The sequence below is a fragment of the Citrobacter sp. CK194 genome, assembly GCF_030333395.1.
In the GTDB taxonomy this organism is placed as follows: Bacteria; Pseudomonadota; Gammaproteobacteria; order Enterobacterales; family Enterobacteriaceae; genus Citrobacter_B; species Citrobacter_B koseri.
Genome location: NZ_JAOWGA010000018.1, coordinates 80635 through 92745, shown reverse-complemented (window position 1 = coordinate 92745; position 12111 = coordinate 80635). Strand labels below are relative to the sequence as shown.

The window sequence follows — 12111 nt, the reverse complement described above, 5'->3', positions numbered from 1 at the left end:
ACCCTTCCCCATTTCACATCCCCTACAGATGAGTGTGATTGATTCTGCCCGGAGTGACAGATATTGCGCAGCAGGAGATGCAGGAAACATAACCCTGGTCACACTGCCGGGCCGTCACCGCTTTTCCTGTTCGTCACGTCAAAACTGACGACAGCCTGTTTTTCGTCAGGGTTTTGACCAAATTTTACCCGTAATATCAGGGAAAGACCCCAATAAAAACATGGCATAAAAGATGCATAATGAGGCCGACAGCGCGTATGCGCGATTTGATTAACTGGAGCGAGACCGATGAAAAAAGTCGTCACGGTTTGCCCGTATTGCGCATCAGGTTGCAAAATCAACCTGGTGGTCGATAACGGCAAAATCGTCCGGGCAGAGGCGGCGCAGGGGAAAACCAATCAGGGTACTCTGTGTCTGAAGGGCTACTATGGCTGGGATTTTATTAACGATACCCAGATCCTGACCCCGCGCCTGAAAACCCCTATGATTCGTCGCCAGCGTGGCGGCAAACTGGAATCCGTTTCCTGGGATGAAGCGCTGAACTACGTCGCCGATCGCCTGAGCGCCATCAAAGCGAAGTATGGCCCGGACGCCATCCAGACGACCGGTTCGTCTCGCGGCACAGGTAACGAAACCAACTATGTAATGCAAAAATTCGCGCGCGCCGTTATTGGTACCAATAACGTTGACTGCTGCGCTCGCGTCTGACACGGCCCATCGGTTGCAGGTCTGCACCAGTCGGTCGGTAACGGCGCAATGAGTAATGCGATTAACGAAATTGATAACACCGATTTAGTGTTTATCTTCGGCTATAACCCGGCGGATTCCCACCCTATCGTGGCGAATCATGTGATTAACGCTAAACGCAACGGCGCGAAAATTATCGTCTGCGATCCGCGCAAAATTGAAACCGCGCGCATTGCCGACATCCACATCGCGTTGAGAAACGGCTCGAATATCGCGCTGCTCAACGCTATGGGTCATGTCATTATTGAAGAAAATCTGTACGACCAGGCGTTCGTCGCCTCCCGTACTGAAGGCTTTGAAGAGTACCGTAAGATTGTCGAAGGCTACACGCCGGAATCCGTTGAGGATATCACCGGCGTGAGCGCGCACGATATTCGCAAGGCGGCGCGTATGTACGCCGAAGCGAAAAGCGCCGCAATCCTGTGGGGCATGGGCGTGACCCAGTTCTATCAGGGCGTGGAAACCGTGCGTTCGCTGACCAGTCTCGCCATGCTGACCGGCAACCTCGGTAAGCCAAGCGTGGGCGTGAACCCGGTTCGCGGCCAGAACAACGTTCAGGGCGCATGTGACATGGGCGCGCTGCCGGATACCTATCCGGGCTATCAGTACGTGAAAGACCCGGCTAACCGCGAAAAATTCGCCAAAGCCTGGGGCGTGGAAAGCCTGCCAGCGCATACCGGCTATCGCATCAGCGAACTGCCACACCGTGCTGCGCATGGCGAAGTTCGCGCGGCGTACATTATGGGTGAAGATCCGCTGCAAACCGATGCGGAACTCTCTGCGGTGCGCAAAGGGTTTGAAGACCTGGAACTGGTCATCGTGCAGGACATCTTTATGACCAAAACCGCGTCGGCGGCGGATGTTATTTTACCGTCTACGTCGTGGGGCGAGCATGAAGGGGTGTTTACCGCTGCTGACCGTGGTTTCCAGCGCTTCTTTAAAGCCGTTGAACCGAAGTGGGATCTGAAAACGGACTGGCAAATCATCAGTGAAATCGCCACCCGTATGGGCTACCCGATGCACTACAACAACACCCAGGAGATCTGGGATGAGTTGCGTCATCTGTGCCCGGATTTCTATGGGGCGACTTACGAGAAGATGGGCGAGCTGGGCTTCATTCAGTGGCCTTGCCGCGACACGTCGGATGCCGATCAGGGGACGTCTTATCTCTTCAAAGAGAAATTCGACACCCCGAACGGTCTGGCGCAGTTCTTCACCTGCGACTGGGTCGCGCCGATCGACAAACTCACCGAAGAGTACCCAATGGTGCTGTCTACGGTGCGTGAAGTCGGCCACTATTCATGTCGCTCGATGACCGGGAACTGTGCCGCGCTGGCGGCGCTGGCGGATGAGCCTGGCTATGCGCAAATCAACACGGCCGACGCCGCGCGTCTGGGCATTGAAGATGAAGCGCTGGTCTGGGTTCATTCACGTAAAGGCAAAATTATCACCCGTGCGCAGGTCAGCGATCGTCCGAACAAAGGGGCGATTTACATGACCTACCAGTGGTGGATTGGCGCCTGTAACGAGCTGGTGACGGAGAACTTAAGCCCGATTACCAAAACGCCGGAGTACAAGTACTGCGCCGTGCGCGTCGAGCCGATCGCCGATCAGCGCGCCGCCGAGCAGTATGTGATTGATGAGTACAGCAAGTTGAAAACCCGTCTGCGCGAAAGCGCAATGGGGTAATCTGCCGGATGGCGGCATGAGAATGCCTTATCCGGCCTACGACCTGTTTCCACCGTCGGCCTGATAAGATGCGTGAGCATCGCCATCAGACATTTTCCTTGCAACAGCCTCCGCCGGAGGCTGTTTTTTTATCCATACGATCTCTTTATACTGTCTACTCCGTACCCTAAATAAAACTCAAAATGAAACCACTTCTTGCATTGATGTTCTTAATGACATTCTTTGCCCATGCCACCGATACTGAGCCTGGCAGCCAGTATCTGAAGGCGGCGGAGGGCGGAGACCGACGCGCACAGTATTTTCTTGCCGATACCTGGTTCAGTTCCGGCGATCTCAGCAAAGCGGAATACTGGGCGCAAAAAGCCGCAGACAATGGTGATGCGGATGCCTGCGCATTGCTGGCGCAAATCAAAATCACCAACCCCGTCAGTCTGGATTATCCGCAGGCTAAAACGCTGGCCGAAAAGGCGGCACAAGCGGGCAGCAAAGCCGGAGAAATCACTCTGGCGCGCATTCTGGTCAACACCCAGGCGGGGACGCCTGACTATCCAAAAGCCATTTCACTGCTGCAAAACGCCTCAGAAAACCTGGAGAGTGATTCTGCCGCCGATGCGCAGATGCTGCTCGGGCTGATTTATGCCAACGGCGTGGGCATTCCTGCCGATGACGATAAGGCGACCTGGTATTTCAAACGCAGTTCCGCCATTTCCCGTACCGGCTACTCCGAATACTGGGCCGGAATGTTGTTCTTAAACGGCGAACAGGGCTTTATTGAGAAGAATAAACAGAAGGCGCTGCACTGGTTGAATCTGAGCTGTACGGAAGGGTTTGATACCGGCTGCGAAGAGTTTGATAAGTTAACCAACGGGTGAATGTAATATTGCCGGATGGCGGCGCAAGCGCCTTATCCGGCCTACAGACCACAGCTTCCCGTAGGCCGGATAAGCGTAGCGCCATCCGGCAATCTGTCATGAATTACTGATTCGCGGTCTTATCAAATTTGCCCAATACCTCGCGCTCATACGCCAGCGCTTTCTTACGGTCAAACTTGTGTTCCCACTTGGCGATAACCAGCACCGCCAGCGCATTACCCACCACGTTCAGCGCGGTACGCGCCATATCGAGGATACGGTCAACACCGGCGATAAACGCCAGCCCTTCCAGCGGAATGCCTACGCTACCCAGCGTCGCCAGCAGCACCACGAAGGAAACGCCCGGCACGCCCGCAATCCCTTTCGAGGTGACCATCAGCGTCAGCACCAGTATGATTTCCTGCCACAGCGACAGGTCGATACCGTACAGCTGCGCAATAAAGATCGCCGCAATACTCTGGTACAGCGTTGAGCCATCAAGGTTGAAGGAGTACCCGGTCGGCACCACAAAGCTGGTGATCGACGCCGGAGCGCCATAGGCCTCCATCTTCTCGATAATGCGCGGCAGCACGCTCTCAGAGCTGGCAGTGGAATAAGCCAGAATCAGTTCATCTTTCAGGATACGAATCAGAATCCAGACGCTCAGACCGCACAGACGCGCCACGATGCCCAACACCACCAGCGCGAAGAACAGAATCGCGAAGTGTACCAGCAGCACCAGTTTCGCCAGCGGCCACAGCGACGCAAAACCAAAGTTCGCCACGGTCACGGCGATCAGCGCAAACACCCCAACCGGCGCGTAACGCATCACCATGTGGGTCACTTTAAACATGGTTTCTGAGATGGAGCGGAACACGGTGACCAGCGGTTCACGGTGAGTCGCAGGCAGGGAAGACAGACCCAGGCCAAACAGCACCGAGAAGAAGATAATCGGCAGCATGTCGCCCTTCGCCATCGACGCGACAATATTGGTCGGAACCAGTGACAAAATCGTGCCCATCAAACCGTGCGCATGGCTTTGTACTTCTGCCGTCGTGCTTTGGTATTTCGAAATATCCACGGTCGCCAGTTGCGACATATCAATCCCGGAACCGGGTTGAAACACGTTCGCCAGTGTAATACCGAGGATAATGGCGACGGTCGTGATCACTTCGAAATAGATAATGGTTTTGGCACCGATACGTCCTAACTGTTTCGCATCGCCGACACCGGCAATACCGACAATCAGGGTGGAAATAACAATCGGAACGACGATCATTTTGATCAGATGGATAAAGATATCGCCCGCCGGTGACAGCAGGTTGGCAACCAGCCATTCGCGGCTGTCGCTGTGATAATGCAGATAACTGCCCAGAAGAATACCCAGCACCATGGCCAGCAAAATCTGCCAGGCCAGGCTGATTTTCAAGTTTTTCATAACAACAGACTTCCTCAATGAAGCGCCGTTCTGCATTCAAAAAAGGATGAGAACAGTACATACTGAAAGGGTATGAATTGTGTTGCGTTCGTTTGTGGAGTTTTTTAACGCGCATAATCAGTACCATTTGCATGGCATACTGCGCAACCCTTTCAGAACAGGGCATCTAACTGATTTTCTGCATAATAACGCGAGTTTATCGCGATCATCATGAATAACTATTTGTTATGGAAAGATTTTTATTTCCTCAAAAACGAATAATACCTTTCTGGAATTATTTTAACGCCACCGTTCATTCGCTTACTTTTTAAACAGCAAAAACGACACAAATCACAAAAAAACAAAATTATTTCTGACGATTCTGCAACAACTTCGCCATATTAATAGCGTCAATGAGTTGCACGCGATTAACCCTTGGCGAGTTCAAATCCAGTAATTTTTGCCAGAATGCGATGGCCTGCACATAATCAGCCTGCATAAACGCATCAGCGGCCAGCAGCATTAACGCGGTGACTTCCGAAGCATCAAGCGCCAGCGCTTTATCGATCATTTCACGCGTTTCCGGCGTCATATGCTGCCCGGACTGGTAATAGCGCACCGTCGCCAGCGCCGAATAGAGCTCCGCGTTCTCTCCCCGCAGGCGCAGCGCCTGCTGATACGCCAGCAGAGCATTGTCATAGGCATTACGCCAGAGGTAGTACTCGCCCAGCGTCGCCCACTGCGCGCTGTCCTGTGGGTTTGCGCGAATCGCCGCCTGCAACGTCAGTAACTGCTTTTCCGCCGTCGGTTCATCGGTAAACGCCCGCAGCGGATCGGCCAGACGCTGCTGCTCCTGGCGAACGGCCTGCCATTTTGACGACGCCAGATAGCCGCCGACGCAAGCCATCACCATGACGATCGCAACGGCCAGCAGCGCTTTCACCGGCAGCGGGCGCGACGGCGCGTCCGAAGCCACAGGCTCCGCCAAATCATGATGCAATTCCTGTTGTAGCTGCGCCGCGTCCTGACCCGCCAGCGCCTGCTGCGCCTGGCGCTGGCTGTGACGCAGCAGCAGTACGCTCACCTGATGCAGACTCATTCACTCCCCCTCCTCTTTACGCTGACGCGCTATCACTCGCCACAGCGCCACGCCCACCAGCAGCAACAGCAGGAAAGGCAGCGCCCATAGCAGCAACGTTTGCCCGGTTAGCGCCGGGTTGTAGAGGACGAACTCACCGTAGCGTTCGGTCATCCAGGCGGTGATTTCCTCTTCGCTTTTACCTTCCGCCACCATGGTATAGACCTGATGGCGCATACTGACCGCTACCGGCGCGTTGGATTCCAGCAAGTTTTGATTCTGGCACTGCGGGCAGCGCAGCTGGCTGGCAATAAATAGTGATTTTTCCTGCTGTTGCGCGTTTTCAAAGCGCCAGGTGTCCACAACCTGGGCATGCGTTGCGAAGGTGATGAAAAACAAGATGATAGCCAAGAGTAAACCTATTCTGCCGGATGGCGCTGCGCTTATCTGGCCTACAATGTGTTGCGCACCCCGTACGCCGCCATCCGGCAACGCGTTGATTAATTTACTCATCACGCTTCCTCCCACGCCAGCCGCTGAGCGCCGCGCCTGCAATCATCAACAGCCCTCCGCCCCAGATCCAGCGCACGCCGGTCTGGACATACAGGCGCATGGCATAGCGATCCTGCCCGGTTTTTTCGCCCATTACCGCATACCAGTCATGCAGCAGATTCCAGCGAATCCCCGGCTCCATCATCTGCTGACGGCGCGCCGCGTAAAAACGCCGCTCTGGCGTGACGCGCCCGATGTGCCGTTTATCCTGCTCAATGGCGATCTGCGCCTTCTCGGTGGTGTAATTGCCTTTCGCCTCCAGATCGAGACGTTCAAAACGAAACGTGTAGCCTGCCAGTTCCACCTGCTCTCCGGGGCGCAGATTAAGGCTGATCTCATGCCGACTGCCGCTGGAGAAAATAATCCCGGCGGCGACAACCAATACGCCGGTGTGCGCCAGTAGCGCCGGAAGCTGGCGACGCACAGACACTTTCCGGCTTCTGATTGTCGCCAGTACGATAACTAACAGCATCAGCAGCCCAAACGGCAGCGTGGCGCGATTAAAATAGGGCGCGCCGACGGAGAGTCGCCCCCAGCCGAACAGGCCGTAAATCATCGGATAGAGCGTCCCGATAAGCACAATCAGCAGCACGGCGCTAAAAAGCAGCAGCGCGGCCAGAATCATCATCTCACGCGACCAACTGCCAAAACGCGCATTCTGGCGGACTTGCTGGCCTCGCCACGCGTACAACCCGAGCGACGCCAGGCTCAACACGGTAAACAGCGCGAACAGCGGTACCGCACGCACGTTGTCCAACGCAAAGGCATGGACAGAAACCAGAATGCCGGAGCGCACAATCAGCGTGCCCAGCAGGGATAAAATCAGCGTCAGAATCGCCAGCAGCAAAGACCAGTGGCGAAAGATTCCGCGCTGGCGGGAAACGAACAGGCTATGCAGTAGCGCGCTGGCGGAAAGCCAGGGTAATAAAGAAGCGTTTTCCACCGGGTCCCAGAACCACCAGCCGCCCCAGCCCAGTTCGCAGTACGCCCACCACGACCCGAGAATGATGCCCAGCGTCAGCGCGCACCAGCCGGGGAGCGCCCAGCGCCAGCAGACCCAGGCAGTGGCCGCGCTAAAGCCGCCGCGCAGCAATGACGCCAGCGCAACGCCCGCGGCGACCATCAGGCCGCCATAGCCCAGATAAAGCAGCGGTGGATGGAGAATCAGCCCCAGGTGTTGCAGCATCGGATTGAGATCGCGCCCCTCAATCGCGGGCGGAAAGATACGCACAAACGGGTCCGACCAGACCACGACAAACAGCAGCAGCAGGGCGGTCATCATCGACAGAATACAGAGCGTTAGCGGAAAGAGCGCATCACGCTCGCCTTTGCACCGCCAGGCAAACAGCGCGCTCCAGCCGGAAAGGAACAGCACCCACAGCAGCAGCGATCCTTCATGACCGCCCCACACCGCCGCCAGTTTTAATCCCCACGGCAGCAGGCTGTAGCTATGCTGTGCAACGTAGACAACCGAAAAATCGCTGGTAAGAAAGCAGAAAACCAGAATAGCGAACGCCAGTAATAACAGCGCGAATTGCGCCAGGACGCCGATTATCGCCAGACGTCTGATGCCCTGCCAGCGCTGGCGCAACCCCACCAGCGTGGCAAGTGGGGTCAACACGTTGACCCCAAGACTCAGCAGTAATGCCAGAAAACCGGCTTCAGGAAGGAATACGTCCAGAGATCACCCTGCCTAAGCTCACGCGACCGTTAGCTGTCCCGCATAAAGAATGAAAAAGCGCAGCAGCAGGACACCGGTCAGGCTGGCGCCGCATACCGCCAGCACGCCGTGAAACGTCGAACCGCGATTCGCCCAGGGCTTCAGCAGCATTGGCACAATCAGCCCCAGCCCCGCGACGCCAAGCCAGAACCACCATGTCCAGAATCCGCCGCCCAACGCCGCAGTCAGCGCGCGCATTTTACCGTCATCGCCCAACGCCAGCCCAACGAAGAACGCCGCCAGCAGGAAGATTTCCAGCCAGACGACCGGCGTTTCCATGCGATGCACAAAATGCGCTTCAGTGCTGTGCGGATTGCTGCGATGACGCAAGGCCATCGCAATCAGCGCCACCGCCGCCCCGGAAGAGATCCCCGAGAACAGGAACAGCACCGGCAGGATCGGGTTATTAAGGAACGGATAGGACTTCAGCGCCGACAGCAGGAAGCCGGTATACGCCCCCAGCAGTACCGCCAGCACCAGCATTACCGTCTCAAGCAGGCGATGGAACGGCGTCAGCAACGTCAACGCTTTTTGCACCATCCCCAGACGCGGCAACCAGCGCTGTTGCAGGGCAAGCACCTCTTTTTCAAAGATTTTCGCCAGCCACAGAACCAGCACCACCATATAGAGCTGGAACAGCATGACGCCCATCGACATCACCGACGTGAAGCTGTAGTGGAACATCAGTTTCCAGAAGGTCCACGGGCGCGTCAGGTGAAAGATCAGGATCAGCAGGCCAAGAATAATTGCCCCCGGCCCCACCACCAGCGTCGTACGCAGCAGCGTGCTGTCCGCCCCGCCCGCTTCCGGGTGAATGCGGCGCAGCAAAATAGCCAGCGTCACTAACCCGGCAGAAATACCAATCAGAAACAGATAGATGGCGATGGGCCAGTCCCACACCAGCGATTCAAAATGGAAAGCAGAAGCGTGCGTCATTGGCTCACCTCCCCAAATTTAAAGGGAACGCGGTAGACCTTCGGTTTCGTACCCAGCGCCAGCTTGTAGCGGTAGGTAGTTTTCTGCCGCAGCAGACGAGAGATATCGCTGTTGGGATCGTCCAGGTTGCCAAACGTCAGCGCCTTTGTCGGGCAGGACTCGACGCAGGCGGGCAACTTACCCGCTTTCAGGTTGGTTTTCCGGCAGAAATCGCACTTATCTGCCGTCTTGCTGACCGGATGGATAAAGCGTACGCGATAAGGACACGCCGCAATGCAATACTGGCAGCCGACGCACAGATCCGGGTTCACATCAACGATACCGCTGGCGGCATCGCGGAATGAGGCCCCGGTCGGGCAAACATCGACGCAGGGCGCATGGTCGCAGTGCTGGCACGAATGACGGAAGAATTGATACTTCACGTCAGGAAACGTCCCCTGCGGCTCGCTGCGGATAATCGTCAGACGCGACACGCCCTCCGGCACCTGGTTCACTTCCCGACAGGCATCCATGCAGGCGGTACAGCCGATGCATAATGACTCATCATGCACCATGCCGTAACGCACACCGTTGATATTCAACGTTTTCGCCACCACGCGTCCTGCTGTTCCGCTGACCGCCACCAGCGCGCCGACGCGGGTGATAAACTGGCGACGAGAGCAACTCATGGATGCTCCTTAAGCAAGGGAACGGACGCCGGGTTAAAGTGCGGATTGGTGCGCTGATCGCTGTGGCAATCGACGCAAATCTTAATCCGTCCTTTCTCATTGAGCGTCTGCATCGTGTCTTGCTGTGGATGCAGCGAGTGACAGCTGGCGCACGCCACTTTGGTCACATGGACATCATGCGGCCAGAACGCTTTTTGCAGCTGCTCAGGCAGGTGGCAGGACATACAGACGCTGTTCTGCTGCTCTACCGTATACATCGGGTCGTTAAAGCGCATCACATCTTTCACCCCTTCGCGGTGTTTAGGCGATGGCTGACCGTGACAGTTGGTGCACGTAACCGGCAGCTTGTTGTTCGGGTTAACGACAGAAGCGTGCTTACCGTGCATACCCTCGGTATCCGGCTTGTGGCAATCCAGACAAGCAGCATCTGGATTACGCTGCTGGGTGACCGTCCAGCGTTGCTCTGAGTCCTGCGGCGTTGGGGTAGCGGTTATCCCACACAGGCTCCAGAACAGACCTGACGCCAGCACCCCAGCAGTTAATAACGAACGTAATACGCTCATATTCACTCCGTTGCATAATGCCTGATGGCGCTACGCTTATCAGGCCTACAAGACTTCCGTAGGCCGGATAAAGCGCTTGCGCTGCCATCCGGCAAATTTGTCACATGTGAGGTTATTGGCTTAACAGACCGTTTTTACGCGCCTGATCTTCCCATTGCGGAATCACCGTCTTGATGAAGTCCTGCTTCTCGGCGTTGATTTGCTGCATGTTCAAACCAATCGCTTTCTGGGCTTTCTCTTTGGTGGAGATATCCGGCAGCGGGATTTCATGAGTGATGCCTTTACTGCCCAGCAGACGCACCAGTTTGGTACGGGCATCCGCCGCTTTATCCATCGCGCCGCCCAGCATACGCAGACCTTCATCCGGGGCATGCATATGGATGCCGTGCGAGGCAATCGCCAGATCCCAGCGCCACTGCGCATGACGAATATCGTCCAGAATCGGTTTCATTTCCGCTTCTGTCGCGCCCGCATCCCACGCTGCTTTCGCTTCGAAATGCGCGTGTACTAACTGATCTTCAACCTTGATTTTCAGGTCATGAATGGCCTGTTTACGCTCAGCAACCACTTTTTGCAGGGAGGCTTTATCCTGGGTGTGGCAGTTGGCGCAGGTCTGGGCGAAGTTATCAAACGGATTGCCAATCTTATGGTCGGTGTAGAGTTTGCCTTCGGCGTTCTGCACTTTCGGCATGTGACAATCAATACAGGTCACGTTGTTCTTGCCGTGAATGCCCACGCTCCAGGTTTCATATTCCGGGTGCTGCGCTTTCAGCATTGGCGTTTTCGACAGCGGGTTTGTCCAGTCAGAGAAGGCGATGGCGTCGTAATATTTCTCCATATCCTCGACTTTTGTTCCCTCGTCCCACGGGAATTTGACGGCTTTGTTTTTACCGTCAAAGTAGTACTCCACATGGCACTGCCCGCACACCATAGATTGCTGGTCAAAACGACTGGCTTTATCAAACGGTTTGCCGATGGTTTCCATCGCGCGCTCGGCATAAGGACGGGAGAGCGTTAACGCCGGTTTGCCTTTGGCGAAATCGTCTGAGGCGGTGTTATGGCAGTCGGCGCAGCCCAGGGCATTGACGATTTCCGGGCCGCCGCGCGCCCATTTACCGTGGAAGTAGCCGTCTTCGCCATCTTTCTGGATCAGACGCGCCACATCCGGGCTTTTACAGCTCCAGCAGGCCATCGGCAATGGGCCATCTTCGGCATTTTTCGGTGCGCCGGTACGCAGAGTTTCACGCACATCGGTAACCGCATAAGCGTGCCCGCGCGGCTTATTGTAGTCACGCGAGAAGGGGTATCCCGCCCACAGGATCACCAGACGTGGGTCTTCTGCCAGCGCATCTTCACGCGTTGACTGTTCTGACGTCGCTTTCCATGAGAGATATTGATCGGGATGCTGAGGGGCGAAGGTTTCATTCTTCGCTTCAACGGTGACGGTCTTTGCGGGAACGGACGTTTGTTCAGCGTATACAGAGGAAATGAAAAAAAACGGTAATATCAGGCTGAAGAAACGGCGTGCGCGTAATATTGTCCTTGCCATAGAGGTCTCATCCAGATTGCGCCATTGCCTTCAATGGCGGTTCTTTATTTTGTTTTTCCACAACAGCAACCGCACGAATACTGTCATGACATTGCTCCCCTCTATGTGTAACAAAAAACCCCATTAAAAATGTTGTCTTTAATCAATTGTAAGTGCATGTAAAATACCACTTTAGAGTTATACACCTCTCCTTAAACCTACTCCTTTCGTTAGCATTCGACGCGGATCACTTTTTCAACAACTCGCCTGTAACTGCATGTTATCGCGGGTATTAATCCATTTTTGCGAGATTCCTTCAAAAATCACTTTGCCGTTTATTTGCACAGTTCCGTTATTGCGTG

At 55.4% G+C, this 12111-nt stretch carries 8 protein-coding genes and 1 pseudogene; 2 read left to right on the top strand and 7 right to left on the bottom strand.

Annotated features, from left to right (window positions below; genetic code table 11):
- The first annotated feature begins 288 nt into the window (after positions 1–288).
- Positions 289–2436 (top strand): formate dehydrogenase subunit alpha, encoded by a 2148-nt coding sequence (fdhF, locus tag OGX80_RS12175; RefSeq protein WP_077956844.1) that lies wholly within the window; start codon positions 289–291, stop codon positions 2434–2436.
- A gap of 182 nt (positions 2437–2618) precedes the next feature.
- Positions 2619–3308 (top strand): Sel1 family TPR-like repeat protein YjcO, encoded by a 690-nt coding sequence (gene yjcO / locus OGX80_RS12170; RefSeq protein ID WP_012134575.1) that lies wholly within the window; start codon positions 2619–2621, stop codon positions 3306–3308.
- 103 nt (positions 3309–3411) lie between these two features.
- On the opposite strand, the gene gltP is transcribed toward yjcO, so the two are convergent.
- From gltP to nrfA, 7 genes and pseudogenes are all read right to left on the bottom strand, one after another.
- A complete protein-coding gene (gltP, locus tag OGX80_RS12165) occupies positions 3412–4725 on the bottom strand; it encodes a glutamate/aspartate:proton symporter GltP (RefSeq protein ID WP_024130825.1) in 1314 nt (437 codons plus the stop codon).
- Positions 4726–5071: 346 nt separating this feature from the next.
- The gene (gene nrfG, locus OGX80_RS12160) at positions 5072–5803 is read right to left on the bottom strand and encodes a heme lyase NrfEFG subunit NrfG (RefSeq protein WP_370662153.1); all 732 of its coding nucleotides are present in this window, start codon (positions 5801–5803) and stop codon (positions 5072–5074) included.
- Positions 5804–8015 (bottom strand): annotated as a pseudogene (gene nrfF, locus OGX80_RS12155) (heme lyase NrfEFG subunit NrfF).
- An 18-nt stretch (positions 8016–8033) separates the two neighbouring features.
- The gene (gene nrfD / locus OGX80_RS12150) at positions 8034–8990 is read right to left on the bottom strand and encodes a cytochrome c nitrite reductase subunit NrfD (RefSeq protein WP_012134581.1); all 957 of its coding nucleotides are present in this window, start codon (positions 8988–8990) and stop codon (positions 8034–8036) included.
- Positions 8987–9658: a cytochrome c nitrite reductase Fe-S protein gene (gene nrfC / locus OGX80_RS12145; protein ID WP_012134582.1), complete on the bottom strand. Its 672-nt coding sequence runs from the start codon at positions 9656–9658 to the stop codon at positions 8987–8989. Before nrfC ends, nrfD begins: the two co-directional genes overlap by 4 nt.
- Complete coding sequence (gene nrfB, locus OGX80_RS12140) at positions 9655–10221, bottom strand: cytochrome c nitrite reductase pentaheme subunit (RefSeq protein WP_024130827.1); 567 nt, start codon at positions 10219–10221, stop codon at positions 9655–9657. The genes nrfC and nrfB overlap by 4 nt, the downstream gene beginning before the upstream one ends.
- A 112-nt stretch (positions 10222–10333) precedes the next feature.
- Positions 10334–11770 carry an ammonia-forming nitrite reductase cytochrome c552 subunit gene (gene nrfA, locus OGX80_RS12135; protein ID WP_012134584.1) on the bottom strand — a complete coding sequence of 479 codons (1437 nt, stop codon included), beginning with the start codon at positions 11768–11770 and terminating at the stop codon, positions 10334–10336.
- Positions 11771–12111 lie beyond the last annotated feature (341 nt).

What these genes read in the sequence shown, in the direction of transcription:
- nrfB (WP_024130827.1), bottom strand. Translation starts at nt 10,221, where the DNA reads ATGAGCGTATTACGTTCGTTATTAACTGCTGGGGTGCTGGCGTCAGGT.
- nrfC (WP_012134582.1), bottom strand. Translation starts at nt 9,658, where the DNA reads ATGAGTTGCTCTCGTCGCCAGTTTATCACCCGCGTCGGCGCGCTGGTG.
- nrfG (WP_370662153.1), bottom strand. Translation starts at nt 5,803, where the DNA reads ATGAGTCTGCATCAGGTGAGCGTACTGCTGCTGCGTCACAGCCAGCGC.
- nrfD (WP_012134581.1), bottom strand. Translation starts at nt 8,990, where the DNA reads ATGACGCACGCTTCTGCTTTCCATTTTGAATCGCTGGTGTGGGACTGG.
- yjcO (WP_012134575.1), top strand. Translation starts at nt 2,619, where the DNA reads ATGAAACCACTTCTTGCATTGATGTTCTTAATGACATTCTTTGCCCAT.
- gltP (WP_024130825.1), bottom strand. Translation starts at nt 4,725, where the DNA reads ATGAAAAACTTGAAAATCAGCCTGGCCTGGCAGATTTTGCTGGCCATG.
- nrfA (WP_012134584.1), bottom strand. Translation starts at nt 11,770, where the DNA reads ATGGCAAGGACAATATTACGCGCACGCCGTTTCTTCAGCCTGATATTA.